The organism is Pseudomonas sp. P1_F1_2, assembly GCF_056405815.1.
Genome location: NZ_JBFUBK010000027.1, coordinates 43796 through 63923 on the forward strand (window position 1 = coordinate 43796; position 20128 = coordinate 63923).

General features: G+C 56.6%; 22 protein-coding genes and 1 pseudogene. 17 read left to right on the forward strand and 6 right to left on the reverse strand.

Annotated features, from left to right (window positions below; all coding sequences use genetic code 11):
- Positions 1 to 98 precede the first annotated feature (98 nt).
- Positions 99 to 311 carry a hypothetical protein gene (locus AC1D2P_RS10585; RefSeq protein ID WP_046031276.1) on the forward strand — a complete coding sequence of 71 codons (213 nt, stop codon included), beginning with the start codon at positions 99 to 101 and terminating at the stop codon, positions 309 to 311.
- A gap of 231 nt (positions 312 to 542) precedes the next feature.
- Here AC1D2P_RS10585 and AC1D2P_RS10590 read toward each other — a convergent pair whose 3' ends face one another.
- Entirely contained in the window at positions 543 to 2636 is a 2094-nt protein-coding gene (locus AC1D2P_RS10590) for a TonB-dependent receptor (RefSeq protein WP_109785526.1), read from the reverse strand.
- A 256-nt stretch (positions 2637 to 2892) separates the two neighbouring features.
- On the opposite strand from AC1D2P_RS10590, the gene AC1D2P_RS10595 reads away from it, so the two are divergent.
- The 6 genes from AC1D2P_RS10595 (at position 2893) to AC1D2P_RS10620 (ending at position 7474) form a co-directional block, all read left to right on the forward strand.
- Positions 2893 to 3507 carry a DsbA family protein gene (locus AC1D2P_RS10595; RefSeq protein ID WP_109785313.1) on the forward strand — a complete coding sequence of 205 codons (615 nt, stop codon included), beginning with the start codon at positions 2893 to 2895 and terminating at the stop codon, positions 3505 to 3507.
- Positions 3508 to 3736: 229 nt separating this feature from the next.
- Positions 3737 to 5023 carry an OprD family porin gene (locus AC1D2P_RS10600; protein WP_109785314.1) on the forward strand — a complete coding sequence of 429 codons (1287 nt, stop codon included), beginning with the start codon at positions 3737 to 3739 and terminating at the stop codon, positions 5021 to 5023.
- Positions 5024 to 5252: 229 nt separating this feature from the next.
- Complete coding sequence (locus AC1D2P_RS10605; RefSeq protein WP_046031273.1) at positions 5253 to 6002, forward strand: 2OG-Fe dioxygenase family protein; 750 nt, start codon at positions 5253 to 5255, stop codon at positions 6000 to 6002.
- Positions 6003 to 6048: 46 nt separating this feature from the next.
- Entirely contained in the window at positions 6049 to 6462 is a 414-nt protein-coding gene (locus tag AC1D2P_RS10610) for a GNAT family N-acetyltransferase (protein WP_175649052.1), read from the forward strand.
- Positions 6459 to 7178 carry an AzlC family ABC transporter permease gene (locus tag AC1D2P_RS10615; RefSeq protein ID WP_046031272.1) on the forward strand — a complete coding sequence of 240 codons (720 nt, stop codon included), beginning with the start codon at positions 6459 to 6461 and terminating at the stop codon, positions 7176 to 7178. Before AC1D2P_RS10610 ends, AC1D2P_RS10615 begins: the two co-directional genes overlap by 4 nt.
- Positions 7157 to 7474, forward strand: coding sequence for an AzlD domain-containing protein (locus tag AC1D2P_RS10620; protein ID WP_109785315.1), 318 nt, complete (start codon positions 7157 to 7159; stop codon positions 7472 to 7474). The genes AC1D2P_RS10615 and AC1D2P_RS10620 overlap by 22 nt, the downstream gene beginning before the upstream one ends.
- Here AC1D2P_RS10620 and AC1D2P_RS10625 read toward each other — a convergent pair.
- Entirely contained in the window at positions 7391 to 8317 is a 927-nt protein-coding gene (locus tag AC1D2P_RS10625) for a LysR family transcriptional regulator (protein ID WP_109785316.1), read from the reverse strand. The genes AC1D2P_RS10620 and AC1D2P_RS10625 overlap by 84 nt on opposite strands.
- A gap of 1274 nt (positions 8318 to 9591) precedes the next feature.
- Between AC1D2P_RS10625 and AC1D2P_RS10630 the strand changes: the two genes are divergently transcribed.
- Genes AC1D2P_RS10630 through AC1D2P_RS10645 form a run of 4 tightly spaced genes read left to right on the forward strand, consistent with a single transcriptional unit; the run spans position 9592 to position 13718 of the window.
- Positions 9592 to 10605 (forward strand): 2-keto-3-deoxygluconate permease, encoded by a 1014-nt coding sequence (locus AC1D2P_RS10630; protein WP_077432267.1) that lies wholly within the window; start codon positions 9592 to 9594, stop codon positions 10603 to 10605.
- Positions 10602 to 11882, forward strand: a complete 1281-nt coding sequence (locus tag AC1D2P_RS10635) for a four-carbon acid sugar kinase family protein (RefSeq protein ID WP_109785318.1) — start codon at positions 10602 to 10604, stop codon at positions 11880 to 11882. Before AC1D2P_RS10630 ends, AC1D2P_RS10635 begins: the two co-directional genes overlap by 4 nt.
- 5 nt (positions 11883 to 11887) lie before the next feature.
- Positions 11888 to 12889, forward strand: coding sequence for a 4-hydroxythreonine-4-phosphate dehydrogenase PdxA (pdxA, locus tag AC1D2P_RS10640; RefSeq protein ID WP_046031370.1), 1002 nt, complete (start codon positions 11888 to 11890; stop codon positions 12887 to 12889).
- 55 nt (positions 12890 to 12944) lie between these two features.
- Positions 12945 to 13718 carry a DeoR/GlpR family DNA-binding transcription regulator gene (locus AC1D2P_RS10645; RefSeq protein WP_046031267.1) on the forward strand — a complete coding sequence of 258 codons (774 nt, stop codon included), beginning with the start codon at positions 12945 to 12947 and terminating at the stop codon, positions 13716 to 13718.
- A gap of 280 nt (positions 13719 to 13998) precedes the next feature.
- Here the strand turns inward: AC1D2P_RS10645 and AC1D2P_RS10650 are convergent, their stop codons facing one another.
- Entirely contained in the window at positions 13999 to 14292 is a 294-nt protein-coding gene (locus AC1D2P_RS10650; RefSeq protein WP_109785320.1) for a DUF3077 domain-containing protein, read from the reverse strand.
- Between the two features lie 494 nt (positions 14293 to 14786).
- Here AC1D2P_RS10650 and AC1D2P_RS10655 point away from each other — a divergent pair, with 494 nt between their 5' ends.
- Positions 14787 to 15035, forward strand: a complete 249-nt coding sequence (locus AC1D2P_RS10655) for a hypothetical protein (protein ID WP_139348152.1) — start codon at positions 14787 to 14789, stop codon at positions 15033 to 15035.
- 68 nt (positions 15036 to 15103) lie between these two features.
- Positions 15104 to 15451: a type II toxin-antitoxin system RelE/ParE family toxin gene (locus tag AC1D2P_RS10660; RefSeq protein WP_477757243.1), complete on the forward strand. Its 348-nt coding sequence runs from the start codon at positions 15104 to 15106 to the stop codon at positions 15449 to 15451.
- On the opposite strand, the gene AC1D2P_RS10665 is transcribed toward AC1D2P_RS10660, so the two are convergent.
- The gene (locus tag AC1D2P_RS10665; RefSeq protein WP_046031264.1) at positions 15448 to 15771 is read right to left on the reverse strand and encodes a helix-turn-helix domain-containing protein; all 324 of its coding nucleotides are present in this window, start codon (positions 15769 to 15771) and stop codon (positions 15448 to 15450) included. The genes AC1D2P_RS10660 and AC1D2P_RS10665 overlap by 4 nt on opposite strands.
- A gap of 225 nt (positions 15772 to 15996) precedes the next feature.
- Between AC1D2P_RS10665 and AC1D2P_RS10670 the strand changes: the two genes are divergently transcribed.
- Genes AC1D2P_RS10670 through AC1D2P_RS10680 form a run of 3 tightly spaced genes read left to right on the forward strand, consistent with a single transcriptional unit; the run spans position 15997 to position 17626 of the window.
- Positions 15997 to 16218: a tautomerase family protein gene (locus AC1D2P_RS10670; RefSeq protein ID WP_109785322.1), complete on the forward strand. Its 222-nt coding sequence runs from the start codon at positions 15997 to 15999 to the stop codon at positions 16216 to 16218.
- Positions 16215 to 16871 carry a DsbA family oxidoreductase gene (locus AC1D2P_RS10675; RefSeq protein WP_109785323.1) on the forward strand — a complete coding sequence of 219 codons (657 nt, stop codon included), beginning with the start codon at positions 16215 to 16217 and terminating at the stop codon, positions 16869 to 16871. The genes AC1D2P_RS10670 and AC1D2P_RS10675 overlap by 4 nt, the downstream gene beginning before the upstream one ends.
- Positions 16872 to 16915: 44 nt before the next feature.
- Positions 16916 to 17626, forward strand: coding sequence for an SDR family NAD(P)-dependent oxidoreductase (locus tag AC1D2P_RS10680; protein ID WP_027922197.1), 711 nt, complete (start codon positions 16916 to 16918; stop codon positions 17624 to 17626).
- A gap of 72 nt (positions 17627 to 17698) precedes the next feature.
- Here AC1D2P_RS10680 and AC1D2P_RS10685 read toward each other — a convergent pair whose 3' ends face one another.
- A complete protein-coding gene (locus AC1D2P_RS10685; protein WP_109785324.1) occupies positions 17699 to 18688 on the reverse strand; it encodes an Abi family protein in 990 nt (329 codons plus the stop codon).
- A 300-nt stretch (positions 18689 to 18988) separates the two neighbouring features.
- Positions 18989 to 19201, reverse strand: coding sequence for a hypothetical protein (locus tag AC1D2P_RS10690; RefSeq protein ID WP_046031369.1), 213 nt, complete (start codon positions 19199 to 19201; stop codon positions 18989 to 18991).
- Positions 19202 to 19656: 455 nt separating this feature from the next.
- Between AC1D2P_RS10690 and AC1D2P_RS10695 the strand changes: the two are divergent.
- Positions 19657 to 20128: pseudogene (locus AC1D2P_RS10695) on the forward strand (hypothetical protein); the annotation flags it as partial.

Sequence of the window (20128 nt, forward strand, 5' to 3'; positions counted from 1 at the left end):
GTATCTGTCAGGGGTGAAACAGGGAGGGGGAGAACTGCGATGTTCTGTCATAAACCTTGGATAAGTTAGCCGCTCACAAACCAGGAGAGAGCGCTGAAATGAACGCCGAAGTGAACGTAGTGAGCGAGCGGGCGTCGCATCCCCTGGCAATTAATAGCGAATCGCTCCAGGTCCTTGCGCACTGGTTCAAGTCCAATGGAACGCGTCAGATCGGGGAACCTGATCCGCGCCGGATGATGATCGAGCGCTACCCCGCTGGTTTATTCAGCGAAGCGGAACTGGAAGCGTTGTGGGATGTGATGGAAGGATAAGAAGAATAAACAAAGGATTGATAAAGCGCTGCCGGGATGGCGGCGCTTTTTTTTGCGTGAATCTTATGGGACGTACACCGAACGTGTAGCAGCTGGCGGAGCCTGCGTCCGGCTGCGCAGCAGTCGTCAAACCGAACAGCGCGTTTTTTCAGAAAAACTGCGGTGTCCGGTTTACGAGGACTTCGTCCTCGAACGCAGCCTTCGGCAGCTGCTTCAGGTTTTACTGCCTCCTTAGAAGCTGTAGGTTCCGGTCACCACCACGCTGCGCGGTTCGCCCGGCTGGATCTGCGCGGCACTCGTGGCGGAGGCGTAGTAGGTTTTATCGCTGATGTTGTTCAGCGCCGCGCGCAAGTCCCAGTCCTTCTGGCGGAACCCGGCCAGTGCATCCCAACGGCCATAACCGGGCAGCACAACCGTATTGAGGTTGTCGGCATAACGCTGGCCGACCAGGGTCAGACCGGTTTCGGCGTACCAACCCATTTCCGGTTTCCACGTCAGGAACAGGCTGCCATTGTGCTTGGCCACATTGCTGATGCGTTTGCCTTCAAAGCCGTTGTTATCCTTCTCGACGGTGGCGTCCTGCACGCCCACACCACCGCGTACATACCAGTTGCCAGTGATTTTGCCGGTGCCGGTCAGCTCGATTCCGCGCGAGCGTTGCAGGCCGCTCATCAAGGTCACGGTGGGGTCATTCGGGTCGCTGGTGCGACGGTTGTAGAGTTCCAGTTCGTAGATCGCCAGTGTGGTGCTCAGGCGATCATCGAGCCAATCGCTCTTCACCCCGATTTCTTTTTGCTTGGTCAGCTCCGGGCTCAAGTCATTGGCGTTACCGGGCGCACCCGGTGTGATGCCGATCAAACCGCCGCCCACCGGCGAAAAGGTTTTGGTCCAGGACGCGTAGAAGGAATGATTCTGCAGCGGCGTCCAGACCACCCCGACACGCGGGCTGGTGCTGTGGCTGTCACGGTCTTCGGAAATGTCCTTCAGCTTGTTGGTCGACTCGATGTCGAATGTGTCGTAACGCAGACCGGCCAGCAGTTGCCATTGATCGTTCAGGCGCAGTTGATCCTGTACGTACACCGCGCGGCTCTCGACTTCGGTGTGGCTGCTGCTGGACACCTGCATGCGTCCGGTATGGCGCAAATCGCGATTGGGGTTGTACAGGTCCAGGGCCGGCACGGGTGAACTGCCGCGTCCGGAGGTGGCGGCGTTGTACAAGGTCGGATCGCGGCGCTGGCTGCCCGTTTCGAGGCCGGTCAGCAGACGATGCTCCAGTCCAAACGTGTGGAAACCGCCTTCCAGCTCAACGTTGTTGTACACGTTGCGGGTGGTCAGATCTTGCTGCCAGTGCTGGCGCGTCACCTTGTTGGTTGCCGGGGTGTAACCGGTCAGGTAAGTGTTGTCGAAATCGCTGTCGAGCTTGAACACGCCCAGGGTGTGGCGCAGTTGCCAGTTGTCGCTGAGTTCATAGCTGAGCCTGGAGCGTAGGGATTGCGACTTGTCGTCGATGAAATCGTGCTCGCTGCCGTAGGTCGTATCGCGTCCTACATCCGCCGGACGCCCATTCACACCGGGAACACCCCGATCCGGCGTACGGTTGTAGCGACTGTATTCGTATTGCACCAGCCAGTTCAGGTCCGGCGTCAGTTGCCAACTCATCGACGGCGCGAACAATTGCCGATTACCGCTGACGCCATCGCGAAAGCTGTTCTGATCCATGTTGCCCATGTTCAAACGCAGGCTGATGTTCTCGCTCGGGTCGGTGCTGAGGTCGGCATACAAGCTGCGCAGGTCATCGCTGCCACCCTGGGCTTCGAGGGTCGAGCGGCGACCGAACTCCGGCACCTTGCTGACCCGGTTGACGATGCCGCCCTGGCTGCCACGGCCATACAACACTGCCGCCGGGCCTTTGAGGACGTCGATGCGTTCGATGTTGTGCAAGTCGCGCACGTATTGGCTGTCATCGCGGATGCCGTCGAGGTAGAAGTCGTTGCTCGCGTCGAAGCCACGGATGCGCAGGCTGTCGAAGCGGGTATCGGCGCCACTGCTGACGTTGGGGAGGCCACTGAGCGCTGTGCCCAGGTCGTTGGTGCCGTAATCCATGACGTTCGAGGTTTTGATCGAGTCGATGGCCTGTGGCACGTAACGCACCGGGGTCTCTGTTCGGGTCGCGGTGTTGGTTTCTTTTACGCGAGGGTCATCAGCCTCCACATCGGCGCTGATCGCGGTCTCGGGTAAAACAGTGGTGGAAGCGCAGGCAAAACCGGTGGACAAAAAGGCAGACAGCCCAAGCGTAGCGGGCGTTAGACGGAACGGGGCAGGCATCAAGAAGCGCATCCGAAAGGGGTGGGAAATTTCAGGGTGCGAATGGTAATGCTTGTTATTTACTTTCGTTAATTGTTCTTGAAAATGGTGGCTGTTTGATTGTGTCGAGTTGTGTCGAAGTTGCTACAACGGCCACGCGGCGTCATTCGACCGATTCATGAAACAGACTGAAAGCCATTCCAGCGTTTTTCCGAAACCACCTGAGGATTAGTCTGCCGGCCATTGAATCTTCCTGACGTATTGCCGGAGCCTTGCGATGATCCTTCATTATATTTACGACCCATTGTGCGGCTGGTGTTACGGCGCCAAACCGTTGGTACAGGCTGCCCAAGGCGTGTTGCCCGTGATCGCCCACGGCGGCGGAATGATGACCGGCGCCAACCGCCAGGCAGTTTCGCCACAACTGCGCAACTACGTGATGCCACACGACCGGCGCATCGCCGAGTTCACGGGCCAGCCCTTTGGTGAAGCCTATTTTGAAGGCCTGCTGCGTGATGAAACGGCGGTGTTCGATTCCGCTCCACCGATCGCTGCGGTGCTGGCCGCTGAGCAGATAGCCGGGCGCGGTGTCGAGTTGTTGGGGCGTTTGCAGACCTCTCACTATGTGGAAGGTCGGCGCATTGCGGACGAATCGGTGCTGCTTGAATTGGCAATAGGCATCGATTTGGAGCCCGTGGCATTTGCGGCCACCTTGAAAAGTGTCAATACCGATCAGCACATCAAAGACACTCGCGCCTTATTGGCCCGCGTCGGCGGTCAGGGTTTTCCAACGCTGGCGCTTGAGCAAGATGGCCAATTCTCCCTGGTCGATGTCAGCCAATGGCTCGGCAAGCCGGAGGCATTTGCGACCTGGCTTGCGCAAAGCGCTTAGGCGTTTTTCGTCTATCCATAGTCAATTCGTCAAATTGACAGGCAGTTGTGGGCCCTACTAGGATCGCGCCCAACGCCTGTGGCTAACCGCCACGACTCAAAAAATAATAAAAGGTCCGCCACGATTTTTTCGTGTGCGGGCCTTTTTGTTTTGGGGTGAAAAAAGAGTGCGATAGCGCCGTTTCAGCCGTTCGACACAGCGCGTTTCAACCCGAAATAAGGAAAACAAGATGTTGAACAAGCGAATCAGCCTGATCGCTCTGGGGATATTGAGTGCAACACCGGCCATGGCTAACGACCAGGTCCAATCCAAGGGTTTCGTAGAAGACAGCAGCCTCAACGTGCTGCTGCGCAACGCCTACATGAACCGTGACTACAAAGACGGCAACCCGGATAAATCCGAGTGGGGCCAGGCGGCCATCGGCACGTTCTCGTCCGGCTTCACCCAAGGCACCGTGGGTGTGGGTGTGGACGCTTTCGGTCTGTACGCCCTTAATCTGGAGCGCAGCGAAGACCGTAGCGGCGCGCAAGGCATCGACTTCTTCAAGAAGGGCGCCAGCAGCCAGCCTGCTGATGATCTGTCCAAGGGCGGCGCGGCCGTCAAATTCCGTCTGTCCAGCACCACGCTGACTTACGGCGACCAGATGCCGGCCCTGCCGGTGTTGAACTACGACAACTCGCGTCTACTGCCAGAAAGCTACACCGGCACCCTGATCACCTCCAAAGAGATCAAAGGCCTGCAACTGGACGCCGGCCGCTTCACCGCCGAGTCGCGTAAAAGCGCTGAAGGCCGTGACAGCGGTGGCTTGAAGTCGATCAACGTATTGGGCGGCAGCTACCAGTTCACCGAACAATTCAAAGGCGCGCTGTACGCTTCCGATGTCGAAGACGTGCTGAAGAAGCAATACGTGAACGCCAACTACCTGTTCCCGATCGACAAGGATCAGTCCCTGACCTTGGACTTCAACGGTTACCGCACCAAGCTGGACGATGCTTACGTCCGCGAAAACGGGATCACCGGCGACGACAACAAGATCTGGAGCCTGGCCGCAACATTCGTCACCGGCCCGCACTCGTTCACCCTCGCGCACCAACGCAGCACCGGTGACAGCAACCTGGGCTACGCCTACGGTGGTTATCAGAAAGACCAGGGGCGTATCGGCGACGGCGGCAACACCATCTACCTGGCAAACTCCTACTGGTCCGACTTCAACGCTGAAGACGAGCGCAGCTGGCAGTTGGGCTACGGTTTGGACTTCAGCACATTCGGCGTTCCGGGCCTGACCTACAACTTCGCTTATGTGCGCGGTGACAACATCACCACGTCCACTAGCGAAGGCGGTACCGAGCGCGAAATCTTCAACCAGTTCAAGTACGTCGTGCAAAGTGGCCCGGTCAAAGACCTGAGTGTGAAGTTGCGCAGTTCGGTTCTGCGTGTGTCGCAAAAATCCAGCGAGTACAACGTCAGCGGTAACGAAGTGCGTGTGTTCGTGGATTACCCAATCAGCATCTTCTGATGATCGACTGAGCGTTAAAACTCGAAAAAAACCCCGATTGATTCGGGGTTTTTTTTGCCTTGTGACTGCAAAAACGCACTAAAAGCCGCTGTTTTCAGTCTTGAAAAGTGGAATTGAAGCGACTTCATACTCCGTTTCAAGCAGTGCTTGATATGCCTGAAATTCTTTCTCATGGACGCAAATCCTGTGCTCTCTAGATTAGGTAGCTAAATGCACGGAGATTTTGAAAATGCTCGTTTTGAATAAAGAAGTGGGCGAATCGCTACGGCGCGACAAATACGTCAACGTCAAAAGTAGTGACTTCAATCTATTCGGTCACTTCTCCGACTTCGTCAGATTGACCCGAAGTTGGGAAAACATGGAGCCCGACAGTTACTACGGTCAGGCTGACGCGGGCAATCGATACCGTCGCTACAGTGATTTCGAATACAACCCGGTGACCCGTGAACTGACGCAGCTGGAACACCGCGCCTACGTCCAGTCCAAGGCTAACAACGCCTACGTGGGCGGAATGGTTCGGCACTTCCAGGACTTCTCCGATGAAATCATTCATTCGCCGGTGATGCGCAGCCTGATCGACACGGATTTCGAGGTGTACAAAAACGTTCTGCCGCCGGAACTGCACGATGAAATCTGGCAATGCCAGATTCACCAGATCCGCATCGAGATCAAACCAGGCAAGCAACTGGAGATCACCCCGGAAGGCATTCACTGCGACGGTTACCCGTTCAGCGGCGTGCATTTCTGGGGGCGCAATAACGTGGAGGGGGCGGAAAGCCGCTTGTACAGCGCCCATGAACAAGAACATCTGGCGTCGACGACTTACACCGACATTCTCGACACCACTTACTTCCTGGATCGGGACATGCGCCACTACGTCACGCCGGCGCGCAACACCCATTCCCACGCCATGGCTTATCGGCAAATTCTGGCGATTTCCTTCTCGCGGCCCGGGACCGCTTTCGACATTGTTCGCTGAACAGTACAACGCCGCGATCAGCCTCGCCGAGTGCCCTGCACCGGTAATGCTGAGGCGTACGACAGCCAAGGATGCCCAGCGCCTGGAGCGCTTCTTCCGGCAATTCGAAGAGGTGTCTTTCTGCGAATGGCAGGACGCCAAATGCCTGCGTGGTGTATTGGTGCAAAAGACCACCACCGCATTCATTGCGCTGGACGCCAGTGGCGAAATCGTCGGCGCGGTACTGGGCGGCATGCTCGGCAGTCGCGGCACGATCAACCATTTGGCCGTGAGCCCGATGTATCGCAGCCAGGGTGTCGGTCAACGCTTGGTTGAAGCGGCATCGGCGGACATGAAACGCGTGGGCGTGCTGCGCATGTTCCTGTTTGTCGACGATGCCAACCTCGCCGGCAAACGTTTTTGGAGTGCCCAGGGTTTTTGCGAACCGCGTGGCGAAAGAACATTTGAGAGGGATCTATGAATGAGACGTCCAGCAGCCGTCCGCTGATGGTCGGGCCACAACAACGCTCGCGCACCTTTGCAGAAGCCAGCCCGGTAGTGGCGGGCTATTTCACGGTGTCGTTCGTGTTCGGCCTGATGGCGGTCAATGCCGGGATGCCGGTGTGGTTACCGGTCGCGATGTGCCTGTTTGTCTACGCCGGTGCTTCGCAGTTCGCTGCGCTGGCGCTGATTACCAGCGGCGCGTCACTGACCACCATCGTCCTCACCACGTTTCTGATCAACGCGCGGCACATGCTGATGTCCGTTTACATGGCCAAGGCGTTGCAGGCGATGGGGCTCAGTCGACTTGAGCGTTGGTGTTATGCGGGTGGGTTGACCGATGAGTCGTTCGCCTTCCACAGCGTCAAACTGGGCAAGGGTGCGCCGGTCAATGTGCGCTACCTGATCGGCTTCAATCTGTTTTGCCACACCTCGTGGGTGCTCGGCGGATTGCTCGGGGCGATTTGCGCGCAGTACGCGGCGCACTTGATCAAGTATCAGCTCGACTACGCGCTGACGGCGATGATGCTCTACGTGCTGGTTTCGCTGTGCAATACGCGTAACAAACTCATCGCTGCACTGGCCGCCGTCGCCTGTATGGGCGCACTGAGCCTGGTCGGCAGCTCGCCGTTCAACGTATTCATCGCCACCTTTGTGGGCTGCGGGGTGGGTGTATGCCTGACCAAACGTTCCTGATTCTGGTCGTCGTCCTGATGATGGCTGTGACGTTCTTGCCGCGTGCGCTGCCGCTGCAAGTGAACACCGACCATTGGCCGCCCTTCGTCGCCCGGGCGCTGGAATTCCTGCCGGTGGCGATCGTCGCTGCCATCAGCGTCACACCGCTGTTGATCAAGGATCAACACGTGCAGCTCGATCGCCCGGAATTTTATGCCGCGATTCCGACGTTGTTATGTGCGTACTTCAGCAAAAACCTCTTTCTCTCCGTTGCGGTGGGAACGGCTGCGTATATTGCGCTCAGTTCGTTCATGTAGCGCCAGGTCGACCACATCGTGCAAAGCCTGGCCCGACAACTCTGGGTTATTGACCGCCAACCGAACTTCGAGGGCATCCTCGAAGCCAGGGAAAATGGTCAAGCCGTTACGTTGGGCGGCGTCACGGGACACCATGCCCAGGCCGTCCATTTGCGTGATCAAGGAGAGCGTCAGCGTCTCACTGCAGGAGTAAACCATCCGTTTGTTCGACTCGTAATTGCCAAGGCCGGCGTCGAGAAAGCGCAAGAAACTGTGGGAATACGGACAATCGTCGGCCGGACGCACCTGAAATTTGTTGCCAAGCATCACCAGCGGATCATGTTCCTGACCGCAATGGGCACCGACCACCTGCACCTGAACCTCGGGCAGGATAATGCTGGGCATCCCTGGCAGCTGCGGGCCGATCAACACGGCCAGGTCAAAGTCTTCGTTTTTGAGCTTGCTGAGGTTTTCCATCGACTCGGCGTAGCTGAATTCCAGCTGATAGTCGGGAAACACCTCAATCAGGCGTCCGATCATTCGTCGATTGAAGTCAGCCGAAAGCGTTGTGTTCAGCGCCACTTTGAGCGTGCGCTGCCCAGGCTCTTTCAGCGCAGCCACTTTTTCTTCCAGTTGCCGCGTGGCCACCAACACCTTGTCCATGAAAGGCGTGAGTTCCGAGCCCTGCGTGGTCAGGGTCAACCCCTTGTTGGAGCGACGAAACAACCGAAAACCAAACTGCTCTTCGACTTTGTTCAACTGTGCAGCCAATGCCTGCACGGTCAAACAGGAATGCTCTGCCGCCGCTGACAATGAGCCAGTCTGCACAATGCGCATCAGGTTGCGTAGGGTTCTGCTATCCATTGGGTAATGCCCTCTGAAGTGGGCTGGCTATTGTTGTGTACCTGGCCGTCGGTTGGGCGATACGTGCTGGCTATAATCCTGCACCTGAACCCGCTTGTCCCGAGTTTAGTAGCGAATTGATGCTGGCGTCCGATGGTTGGAGGGTTGCGCAGGATCGAGGGTTTCTGGGGGAGGGTGGGTGATGGGGGTCAAAGAATGCTCGGACCGGGAGGTTTGGGCATTTTTTTGTCGTTTGTTTTCATATGGGCGCGCCATTTCGTACGTATAAGAAAGCCGCTACCTGCACGGCTATCKGACGTCTCCCAGTCAAAAAGAGGACCCGCCTGATTTCCATCCCTGACTTGTTTCGCTGAAATATCGACTCATCAATTCGAGATTTTTCTCCGAATTTGAGCCCATTGGATATCAAGGCATTTGCCAGCATCCACGACGCGAGCGAGTAGATACCGATGGATGTACCAGGGATAAAGGAAGTTCTCGGTCAACAAAACTGGAAAGACATTGGTTTGCCAGATATCCGGGATATACCGCTATCGATACTGGCGAGCGACGCTCGGGAACAACCAAGTGCAGTCGATCTCAATCACGCCTTGGACCAGGTACTAAACAAGCATCGGCATGGGATGTTGGTTTATCAACGATGTCTTCCCCACAAACAAAAAAAGCAGCCTGATTAGGCTGCTTTTCTTGAAGAGGTTGCTTGATATTGTGCTCCCTCAAGCAGGGGAGAAGAGGTCTCACCCGAGCGCTAATCTCCAGGTCATCAACGGGGTTCCTAACGCCGACTATCGCCACCTGATGGCAGTCGGTTTCGCGCTCTTGGACCGATTCTCTGCAACTTGCGACGTCGGTGTCAATTTGAGGATCTTGAGTCGACCATCCGGATACATTTGACGATTTCGAAACGTTTTTATGCAAACAGGCAGTTTTATGATCGTTTTTATGCACGAAAACTCATTTTTATGCAGAGGGCCGAAATTACTAACGATGTCCTCAAGCTTAAAAGCCTCGAGTAATTCGGGGCTTTTAAGTGCGCGGTGGCTCGTCCCGATTAAGGTTTACACCTTGTTACCTCTTTTCAACGAGGGCATAAATTCACCTGTTACAGCAGGCTCCTCCACCACAAATGATCAAAACGATCATTTGAATGATTGATTTGCGCAGTTCATGACGAAAGCCTAAGATAAATTTGACTGAATTAATCACTGCGTGATCGATTCAGTCAGTTTCGAGGTGATAAACGTCTTGCCAAACAATTATAAAAGGAGACCCTCGTGGCCCAAATTCCTATCAAGCGCACCATAGAACGCATCCCTGGCGGCATGATGATTGTCCCGCTGCTGATCGGTTCGCTGGTGGCTACCTTTCTTCCCGATACACCGAAGTTTTTCGGCTCTTTCACCAATGCGCTGTTCACCGGGGCATTACCCATCCTCGCGGTGTTCTACGTTTGCATGGGCGCGAGCATCAACATCAAGGCCACGCCTTACCTGCTGAAGAAGGGCGGCACGCTGCTCATCACCAAAGTCGGCATCGCTGTCCTGATCGGCATTGTGCTTGGGCACTTCCTGGGTGAGCAGCCGGTTTCGTCAGGGCTGTTCGCCGGTATTTCCACGCTGGCGATCGTTGCTGCGATGAACGACACCAACGGCGGGTTGTACATGGCGCTGATGGGGCAATACGGTCGATCCGAAGACGTCGGTGCCTACTCGGTCATGTCCCTGGAGTCCGGGCCTTTTCTGACGATGGTCACCTTGGGTATCGCCGGCCTGTCGGCCTTCCCGTGGCCGACGCTGGTGGGCAGCATTCTGCCGCTGGCCCTGGGCATGTTGTTGGGCAATCTTGACCGTGACATGCGCGATTTTCTGGCCAAAGCCGTTCCGGTGATGATCCCGTTCTTCGCCCTGGCACTCGGCGCCAGCCTGGATTTGCATAACGTCTGGCAGGCCGGTTTGCTCGGTCTGGGAATGGGTGTTGCGGTTGTCGTGTTGACCGGTATCCCGCTGTTCTTCGCTGACCGTTTGACCGGTGGCACTGGCGTCGCCGGCGTCGCTGCGGCCACCACCGCCGGGAACGCCGCCGCCGTGCCAGCACTGATCGCGGCGGCCAATCCGGTGTACGCAGAAGCGGCCAAGAGTGCGACCATATTGGTCGCCGCTTGTGTCGTGGTCACAGCGATTCTCGCGCCGTTGCTCACCGCAGCCGTTGCCAAGCGCGTGCAACAGCGCAATCCCGTCGTTATCCCTGAACCGGAGATAGAGCCTCAAAAGCAGGAGGCCTTGCGATGAGGATTCTGATCATCGCGGACGATTTGTCGGGCGCGGCAGATTGCGCCATCGGTTTTGCGAGCGCGGGGCTACAAACGGTGGTCACGCTCGACCCTTTGAATGACAAGGCTGACGCTCAGGTGATTGCGGCCGATACGGACACTCGACGCCTCTCTCCGGAGCGGGCCGCCGAGCGCACCGTCGCTGCATTTAAAGCGCTGCATCAACCCGGGCAGCGACTGTATAAAAAAATCGATTCAACCTTGCGCGGCAACTGGGCGGCCGAAGTCGCTGCCCTGCAACCGTTGGCAGGCCTGGCCATCGTCGCCCCGGCGTTTCCCGCCACCGGGCGTACGTTGCGTGGCGGTCGGGTGTTCGTGAACGGCCAGCCACTGGAAACCACCGACACCTGGAAACTCGAAAACGCCGACCGCCCGGCTGACGTCGAAGTGATGCTCATCGCCGCGGGCCTGAGCACCGCGAAGCTGGACCTCGACACCTTGCGCGGCAACGAAAATGCGCTCGCACAGCACATTATCGAAGTCGCCCGCAGCGGCACGCAGGCGTTGATCGTCGACGCACAAACCGAAGATGACCTGCTGACCCTCGCTCGCCTGACCGCGTCGATGGAACAGCCGCTGTTCTGGATCGGTTCGGGTGGTCTCGCTCGGGAAATAGCCGGTCTTCCTGACTTCAGCGAAACAGGTTTCACGGCCATCGAACCGGATGCAGTCGAAAAAAGTCAGGCGCCTATCCTGATACTCGTCGGTAGCCTTTCCGGAGTCTGCGACCGGCAATGCGCACGGCTCAAGGAGCGTGGCGGCGTCAGCGAATTGGTCGTACCGCCCGAGGTCCTTCGCCAGGGCACAACGCATGTCGATTGGGCGACGTGGCAGGCGCGCATCGGCGAGCAACTGGACGGCTGGAGTGACCTGCTGCTGCGCATCGGCCGCGATGAAGCGTTCGATCCCCAGGAGGGCGCGCAACTCTCGAACCTGCTGGCCGTGCTGGTAGAACCCCACTTCGCCAAGGTTGGCGGCTTGATCGCCACGGGTGGCGAGACGGCGCGGGCCATATTGACCACCGTCGGCATCGACAGCCTGCAACTGCTGACGGAAATCGAAGCCGGCGTCGCCTTCGCCCGCCCGACCGATTCCCGGCAGGGCCATCGTCCCGGCATCGTTACCAAGGCAGGCGCGTTCGGCACCGATCACGCCTTGTATGCGGCATGGCAACACTTGAGCGACAACGCCGATCGCTCCCCGTCCAAACGCACACGAATCCAAGGACTCCAATGAACACTATGAACAACTACCTCCCCATCATCGGCATCACCATGGGCGACGCCACGGGCGTCGGCCCGGAAATCATCGTCAAGAGCCTGACTCATGACATCGTCTACCAGCAATGCCGACCACTGGTGATCGGCGATGCCCGTCGCCTGGAGCAGGCCAACGTCATCGTCGGCGGCAGCGCCAAAGTGCGCCGCATCGAAGATGCCTCCCAAGCGTTGTACGAGGCCGGCACCATTGACTGCATCGACCTCGACCTGATCCCCGACGACCTGCCGTTCGGTGAACTGTCGCCCATCGCCGGTGACGCCGCTTATCAATACATCGCCCGCGCTGTGCAACTCGCCGAGGCCAGCCAGATTGATGCCATTTGCACCGCGCCATTGAACAAGGAAGCGCTGCACGCCGGCGGCCACAAATACCCGGGCCACACCGAAATGCTCGCGCACCTGACCAACGTCGACGAAGTATCGATGATGCTGGTGGCGCCGCAGCTGCGGGTGATTCACGTCACCACCCACATCGGGATCATCGACGCGATCCGCAAGATCGAACCGGGCCTGGTCCAGCGCACCATCGAGCGCGGCAACGCGACGCTGATCAAGGCCGGCATTGCCAAGCCACGAATCGGCGTGTGCGGGATCAACCCGCATGCCGGTGAAAACGGTCTGTTCGGTTATGGCGAAGAGGAAGAAAAGATCATCCCTGCGGTGAAGCTGTTGCAGGAACGCGGCCTCGACGTGACCGGCCCGCTGCCCGCCGATACGCTGTTCTTCCGCGCCGGACGCGGCGACTTCGACCTGGTGGTGGCGATGTATCACGACCAGGGCCACGGCCCGGTCAAAGTGCTGGGGCTTGAAGCCGGTGTGAACGTGACCGTGGGCCTGGACGTGATCCGCACTTCGGTCGACCACGGCACTGCTTTCGATATCGCCGGCAAGGGCATCGCCGATGAACGCAGCCTGCTCGAAGCGCTGCGCCAGGGTGCGGAGCTTGCCACGCGACGGGGATGAGGCGCACGGGCGCTGTCGTGTAAGATCGACCACCGTCCACACAACGAGACCCGCCATGAAAGCCTCCGAACGCCACCGCGCCATCCTCGATCTCGTACGCATTGGCGATGCCAACGTCGAGCAATTGAGCGCGGCGCTCGGGGTCTCGGAAGCGACCGTGCGACGTGACCTGACCATGCTCGCCAAACAGCGGCATCTGGTGCGCACCTACGGCGGCGCGACTTCGGTGGTTGGCGTTCATGAGCCGGAAGCTTCCCTCGAAGAACGCAAAACCAGCCAGTGGGAACAGAAAGACGCCATCGCCCAAGCGGCGGCGGCTCACGTTCAGGATGGCGATACCGTATTGCTCGATGGCGGCACCACCTGCGCCGCGCTGGCTCACCATTTGTGTTCACGGCAAGACGTGCATGTGGTGACCAATAATCTGCTGGCGGTGATGACCCTGGCCAACGCGCCGGGCGTGCGCCTGACCCTGATCGGCGGCGATCTGCGCGGTTCGAGCATGAGCACATTGGGGCCGTTGGCGGAACTGACGTTGAGCCGGTTGAGCGTCGACAAGGCCTTTCTGGGTGCGGACGGTGTGGTCGCGGAGTTTGGTTTGTGTGAAGCGAGTGCGCAGCAGGCGTATCTCAAGGAATGCATCATCAAGCGTGCGGCGCAGATTGTTGTCCTCGCCGACACCGACAAGTTGGGCCGTGCCCGGCAGCAGCATTGGACGCCGATTGAGCGGGAGTGGCGGTTGATTACCGGCTCCACTGCGGATGAAGCTGCGCTGGCGCCGTTTTATGCGCTTAAGCAGATCACGGTGGAAACTGTCGACGTCGCTTGATTGCTCACCTCTGTGGCGAGGGAGCTTGCTCCCGCTGGGCTGCGAAGCGGCCCCAAAATTCTCACAAGCAACGCTTTTTTTTGCACTCAAACGGTAGTTGTCTCCCTCGCGACAAAGCTCATGTCGCAAAAATCCAATTTCGGCGACACGTGTCGCCAACATGTCGTCCGCGGCGACACGTTCCGAAGACGTGTCGCAAAAAGTGAAAAATTGCGACACGTTAATAAGAACGACTCAAAACGCCCCGATAGGCTCGGGGCTTATTTATGCGTGCAATTTTTTATGGTGCGACGTCACTGGATCGGTTGTTACACGGTGCGGCGAGCACCTTCACCACATCATCAATGATCGCCTTACTCATATCCTGCAAATAATGCGATGCCCAGGCATGCCGGTCGGTATCCCGAACCATCACGGCATCTGATGCGAGAAGTTTGGCGATGTGGAGCAGATCGGAAGCGTGGGAGAGGGCCTGGATCACCGGGACGCCAGCGTTGATACGGAAGAGTGCATCGTTTGCGTGGTAGGAGAAAGGGGTGAGGCCGATGGTTTTGAGGTCTTGAGGGTTGGTCATTGGGCACCTCCGGTTTTTGGGCGGTGGTGGGTGATGGCTGGTGGAGCGGTAGCGCAAATTTTGGACGGATCGATAGCGGGCATTAGCAAAAACTCCTGAATCAAAGTTTGAGCTACCACGTTCGTTCTCAGGCGAATGGGTGGCAGCTATGCGTGGGCTGAGAAACCGGAGATACAGGAACCCGGCAGACCCGAAGGTCTCCCACGCACAGCCGCCATTACACGGAAATGCAGGCACAAAAAAACGCCAACAATCGTGATTATGGGCGCTTGTGCGCCTGTATCTTACTCGGGTTCTCAGGCCCGGTCGCTGAATTGGCAGCGACGACCTGAAGGTAGCTTGAGAGGGGAGGATGCGCAATCGTGGCTAGGTGGTGGCGTGCCGAAATGTTTTGGTGATTTTTATGGCTGGGCAATAAATATTGCCCAGCAATAATTTTGATAATTTGAGAAGGCTTGTTGAGACCTTATCGACTGGCGAAATAGGCATCAGTATTGGATATCGAATTGGATCAGTTTCAAAAGGATTTGCTGGAATCTGTGCGCGAAATGAATGAGCACCGAGCGCTTCCAATCGCTGAGGGCAGGCCGTTAACGAAGGAACGCATCAACTCGCACATGTCGTTATCAGCGACACGTTCCAATAACGTGTCGCAGAAAGTGAAAAAAAGCGACACGTTACAAAGCGGACTACATCAAAAGGGGCTGAGTCCTACGGAAAAAGAAGCCTGCGATAACTACTAAACAGCATCCCTTCAATCGTCTACTGGACGTTGAGAAGGCATCGACTGTTTCAGGTAGGAATCCAGCATTTGAAGAGATTTGCTTTTGTAAGTGAAGCTGCAACATGGGAGTACAAGGCCTTGCCGGACTGGGTTCAGGATGAGTTTGGGAAAGACCTGATGCGTGTGCAGTACGGCGGGGATCCAGAGTTGGCAATAAAGCAGCTGAGTTCAATCGGGGCGGGGACGATTGAGATGATCATCAATGGTAGCCCGGCATACCGATGCAACTACATCACGAAGTATGCGGACACCATTTTCGTCCTTCATTCGTTCGTGAAGACGACGAATCGAACTGATCGTCACGCAATGGCAGTTGCGGAGGATCGGTTGAAGGAGCTCAAACGGGAGCTTCGGAATATGGAGTGGAACGTCTAGCAGGCGTGAGCTTGTGAAATGACTATCTGAGGCAACGCGCCAGCATCGTTGGATGGCAGAGTAAACGTGGTGCGAAAGCCGAGTTTATCCAGCATGTCCATCATTGCATCGATCGTAAACTTCTCGATTTTCCCAGTGGTGAGTTCAGAAACACGTGATTGGGTCACGTTCAACCTGGCTGCGGTCTCACTCTGTTTGAGGCCCAGTTTTTTGATGCACTCAGTGATGAAAATGGACAACTCCATTTTCAGAGCCATTTTGCTGGCGACTTCCTCGTCATGCGTGACATGGAACGGACTGTCGAAGAATTGGATTGCCATGAGCAATCTCCTTTTTTAAATGGTTATCTAAAATTTACGATAAATGGAGGTTAGCGATTGATCATTTTTGATGCAAACATTTTTTCGCCTGCCCCTAGCGCACTCATTACACCAAGTAACTAATGATGTTCCCGTCCCCACCTTTATCCCCTCCAGCTAACTCCCTACATTGAGCTCCAACGCCTACCCATTCATTCCGAAGGGCAGGTCACTGGAGATTCCCTCATGCCTTTTGTCAGCGTTCGCATCACCCGCGATGGCGTTACCTCAGAGCAGAAAGCTCAGGTGATCGCCGAAATCACTGAAACCCTGGAACGCGTCCTCAAAAAGGATCCGCACCTGACCCACATCGTGATCGAAGAAGTCGACACCGATAACTGGGGCTACGCCGGCATCACCACCACCCAGTACCGCAAAAAACTGGCTGAGGGGGAGGGCAAGTCATGACCGCGTCGGTCTCTATCGATTTCATCTCCGACGTGGTGTGCCCGTGGTGCGCGTTGGGTGCGACGGCGCTGGAGCAGGCCATCGAGAACGTGGCCGGTGAAGTCTCGGTGGAGCTCACTTACAAGCCCTTCGAGTTGAACCCGGACATGCCGGCGGTCGGTGAAAAAGCCGTCGAGCATTTGATGCGCAAGTATGGACGCACCGCCGAGGACGTCGCCGCTGGGAAAGCGATGCAAATCGCTCGTGGCGAGGCCATTGGTTTCACGTTCGATCTGGAGAAACGCACGCGCTTCTACAACACGTTTGATGCGCACCGGTTGCTGTTATGGGCGTTGCAGGAAGGTCGGCAGATCGAGCTGAAGAAGATCCTGTTGCGCGCTTACTTCACCGACGGCCAGAACCCGAGCAACCGCGAAACGCTGGCTCGTCTGGCCGGGGAAGCAGGACTGGATGTGGCAGCTGCGCAGGAAGTGTTGGCATCCGCAGCGTTCGCGAAAGAAGTGCGCGAGCTTGAGGCGTTCTACCGCCAGCACGGGATCAATTCGGTCCCGGCCATGATCCTTAACGGTCGTCACCTGGTGTCCGGCTCGCAGTCGGTCGAGTACTACGAACAAATGCTGAGACAAATGGCCAAGGCCCCCGCTGAAGCCTGATTACTTACTTTTTTAAATCATCTTTTAATTAGCAGAGGTTCATCATGAGCAATTCGAAAAAAGTCATCGTCATTACCGGCGCATCCCAAGGCCTCGGCGCCGGCATGGTCAAAGCCTTCCGTGATCTGGATTACAAGGTTGTCGCCACTTCGCGTTCGATCAAACCATCTACCGACCCGGACATCCTCACTGTAGCGGGCGACATCGGCGACCCGGCTGTTGCGCAGCAAGTGATCCGCGAAGCCATCGCCCGTTTTGGCCGCATCGATACGTTGGTCAACAACGCCGGGATCTTCATTGCCAAGCCGTTCACTGCCTACACCGCTGAAGACTACGCCAATGTGTTGTCGGTTAACTTGAACGGCTTCTTCTACATCACCCAACTCGCGATCAACGAGATGGAAAAACAGGGCAAAGGCCACGTGGTCAACATCACCACCAGTCTGACGGACCACGCGGTTGATGGTGTGCCATCGGTTCTGGCTTCGCTGACCAAAGGTGGTTTGAACGCGGCGACCAAGTCCCTGGCGATTGAGTACGCCAAGCGTGGGATTCGGGTGAATGCGGTTTCGCCAGGCATCATCAAGACGCCGATGCATGGTGAGGAAACGCATGAAGCGCTGGGGAATCTGCATCCGGTTGGGCATATGGGCGAGATCGGTGACATTGCTCAGGCGGTTGTTTACCTGGATAGCGCGAACTTTGTTACTGGTGAGATTCTGCATGTGGATGGTGGGCAGAGCGCTGGTCACTAAGACTTGGTCTTTCAAACCCCAGAAACACAAAGCCCTCGTATCTCTACGAGGGCTTTTTTTTACTTCGGGTTTTTATTCCAGGTGCCATTGCGGTTGACGTTTCCAATCGCCAGGAAAGCCCATCAGGCTTAAATTCGTTGATTCCAGATGCTCCATGATTTCTGCGAGACGAGGTTTCCACCGGCTGTCTGGACTGATCAAATCGGTTAGATACGCGAGGATCGTCAATACGATATAAAGCCGCTGTTTGGGCTGAGGTCTGCTGGCAGCTGCGTTTGGGATATTCCACTCTTTGGGTAGCGAGGGCCGAATTGAGAGTTCTCTGTTCCATAACCGCGAGTGGTGGGCGCAACAGTTTCGTATGAAGGTCAGGGTGTGGAGCCACGAAGCCAAAACATCGAACGGCAGACCGAATCTGGCGGCAATAGCTTTCTTGTCGGCACTTCTGCCTATGGCATTGAATAGGGTGGATACCGTACCGAGGCTGAGTTCTTCAAGAATGGCCCATGCGGGCGGCAGTTCGGGAAAGGCATAGGTCGCACCGTAGTATCGAAAATAGTTATCACGCATGCGGTTTTCGATTCTCTGCTGCTGAAGGCCGTCGTCCTGTCGCCCTTTCTTGATACGGTCCGTTTCACGTTCGAATTTATTTCGCTCTTTGCTCAATTGGTCCCGAAGGGGGCGTAAGAGTTCGGTGTGCGAATAGGACGAGGAGAACACCGAGGCATCGGCGATCCAGTCAGACCCATACTTGGGGCACATGTGGCTGCTGATGCTTGCTCGTATCGCGACCTCGACCCTCTCGATGGCGTCCATGGTTATGCGTCGCAACGCCCCATCGAATCGGTATATGTCGACTACGGCTTTCAGAGTGCTACCGGGTTTGAAGGTATGTTCTGGCCCTTGCTCTTGGAAGGGGCGCATATAGGGGCTCAGGCGAAACAGCGTGACCACTTCGAGAAAGCGCATGGCCCGGTCGTTGTTTGCGACTTGCAGGCCTCGTTGCTTTAGCAGTTCCAATTGCTGTTCTACGCTGAGGGCCGGTTTGTCGAAGGACCTCATGTAGCTTTTCTCCAGGCAACAAAAACCCGCACGATTTGAGCTTGCTGACTGGGTCAACCTAGGCTTGGCGGGTGTGTTGGGGTGCATTATAGGTAGGTGTGAGACCCCGTCAACGTTGCACTGACGCGAATTTGTAACGATTAGGTGTGCGGGCAATGTTTGGTCTGGCGCTGGAGGTAAGGTTTTGTTGGCTTCTATAGAAGCCAATGTGTTGGCGTCCCGGGGACTGTCTCCAAACCCCAGAAACAACAAAGCCCTCGTATTTCTACGAGGGCTTTTTTATGTTGCCCGCAACATTCGCTACAGACAAGAAAGCTCCACATCTTCGTCGTCGGGGACTTCGTCCGTAACAATCACTCGTGCGTGCGCGCTGTGCTCTTCCTCCATGCGCAACCCGAAGTAGCGGGTATCGTTGGCGTCCCAAAATGCCTCTATCTGCGCCATGGGTGCATGTTCCAGCAGCACCTCGGCGCTGTGCTCCAAGATGATCGAGTAACGTCGTTCGGTGTTCATTACAAAGGGGCTCGCAACGGCGGAGTGAAGTGGCAGATTGTGCATAAGCACTGCTGCCATTATGCCGTCTCACTGATTTTCGACCGTAACCGCTCATCGTTTCGGGGAGGTATGTAGATGCGCGGTACCAGAATGGGATGCGTCGACTCGCGTCTTTGATGAATATGACCATCCTTCAGCGAGACGGGCGAGCGTAAGACCCATAAACGAAAAAGGCCCACCTTTCGGTGAGCCTTTTTCGATATTGCGTATGGTGCCGGCACCAGGAGTCGAACCCGGGAACTACTGATTACAAGCGGCCTGTTGGGATGTTTTTCCCCGTTTAATGAAGTATCTCCTGTCTCGACCTAACCAGCATTTATTAGGCTTTCACGCACTTTTCGTCTTTCTACGTTTCACTCGTTAGCCTACCTTTGCATGAGAAACGGGGAACGAACGGGGAAAACGGGGAAGAGATGGCTAAGCGCACGCGCATGACCGAGATGGAAGCCTACGCGGTGAAGACCCGGCAATCGGAACCGGTTGGTTCTCGTGGCAAGGGTACTTTGCTGCTGGAGCGCAAAGCATCTGGGGCAATTCTGGCCTACTACCGGGAGCGGACACCCGAAAGTGACAAACGCATATCGCTTGGGACGCTTACGAAAAAGCCGACGGTCGGCACTGATGAGCGTTCGCTCGATGAGATGCGTGCTGAGGCGCTCCGAATGTCGAATGACGCCACTGCGTCCGGCGGGCTGGCCAAGTACCTGGAGCATCAAGTGGAGCTGAAAGCGACGGTTGAAGCCGAGAGGATCGCCGCAGCCGAACTAGTGGAAATTGAACGTATCGAGCGCCAGCGTTTGACTGAAATTGAGGCATCATGCGGGACCCTCGGTGATCTGTTCCTCGATTACATAGAAGACCGCAGAGGCAAGGCCACTCCAGGAG

Excerpts from the sequence above, each read along its gene's own strand:
- AC1D2P_RS10625 (WP_109785316.1), bottom strand. The coding sequence starts at position 8,317 with ATGGATAGCAGAACCCTACGCAACCTGATGCGCATTGTGCAGACTGGC.
- AC1D2P_RS10635 (WP_109785318.1), top strand. The coding sequence starts at position 10,602 with ATGAGGATTCTGATCATCGCGGACGATTTGTCGGGCGCGGCAGATTGC.
- AC1D2P_RS10610 (WP_175649052.1), top strand. The coding sequence starts at position 6,049 with ATGCTGAGGCGTACGACAGCCAAGGATGCCCAGCGCCTGGAGCGCTTC.
- AC1D2P_RS10665 (WP_046031264.1), bottom strand. The coding sequence starts at position 15,771 with ATGGCAATCCAATTCTTCGACAGTCCGTTCCATGTCACGCATGACGAG.
- AC1D2P_RS10600 (WP_109785314.1), top strand. The coding sequence starts at position 3,737 with ATGTTGAACAAGCGAATCAGCCTGATCGCTCTGGGGATATTGAGTGCA.
- AC1D2P_RS10670 (WP_109785322.1), top strand. The coding sequence starts at position 15,997 with ATGCCTTTTGTCAGCGTTCGCATCACCCGCGATGGCGTTACCTCAGAG.
- AC1D2P_RS10690 (WP_046031369.1), bottom strand. The coding sequence starts at position 19,201 with ATGAACACCGAACGACGTTACTCGATCATCTTGGAGCACAGCGCCGAG.
- AC1D2P_RS10675 (WP_109785323.1), top strand. The coding sequence starts at position 16,215 with ATGACCGCGTCGGTCTCTATCGATTTCATCTCCGACGTGGTGTGCCCG.
- AC1D2P_RS10585 (WP_046031276.1), top strand. The coding sequence starts at position 99 with ATGAACGCCGAAGTGAACGTAGTGAGCGAGCGGGCGTCGCATCCCCTG.
- AC1D2P_RS10650 (WP_109785320.1), bottom strand. The coding sequence starts at position 14,292 with ATGACCAACCCTCAAGACCTCAAAACCATCGGCCTCACCCCTTTCTCC.
- AC1D2P_RS10685 (WP_109785324.1), bottom strand. The coding sequence starts at position 18,688 with ATGAGGTCCTTCGACAAACCGGCCCTCAGCGTAGAACAGCAATTGGAA.
- AC1D2P_RS10620 (WP_109785315.1), top strand. The coding sequence starts at position 7,157 with ATGCCTGACCAAACGTTCCTGATTCTGGTCGTCGTCCTGATGATGGCT.
- AC1D2P_RS10680 (WP_027922197.1), top strand. The coding sequence starts at position 16,916 with ATGAGCAATTCGAAAAAAGTCATCGTCATTACCGGCGCATCCCAAGGC.
- AC1D2P_RS10615 (WP_046031272.1), top strand. The coding sequence starts at position 6,459 with ATGAATGAGACGTCCAGCAGCCGTCCGCTGATGGTCGGGCCACAACAA.
- AC1D2P_RS10645 (WP_046031267.1), top strand. The coding sequence starts at position 12,945 with ATGAAAGCCTCCGAACGCCACCGCGCCATCCTCGATCTCGTACGCATT.
- AC1D2P_RS10595 (WP_109785313.1), top strand. The coding sequence starts at position 2,893 with ATGATCCTTCATTATATTTACGACCCATTGTGCGGCTGGTGTTACGGC.
- AC1D2P_RS10590 (WP_109785526.1), bottom strand. The coding sequence starts at position 2,636 with ATGCCTGCCCCGTTCCGTCTAACGCCCGCTACGCTTGGGCTGTCTGCC.
- AC1D2P_RS10605 (WP_046031273.1), top strand. The coding sequence starts at position 5,253 with ATGCTCGTTTTGAATAAAGAAGTGGGCGAATCGCTACGGCGCGACAAA.
- pdxA (WP_046031370.1), top strand. The coding sequence starts at position 11,888 with ATGAACAACTACCTCCCCATCATCGGCATCACCATGGGCGACGCCACG.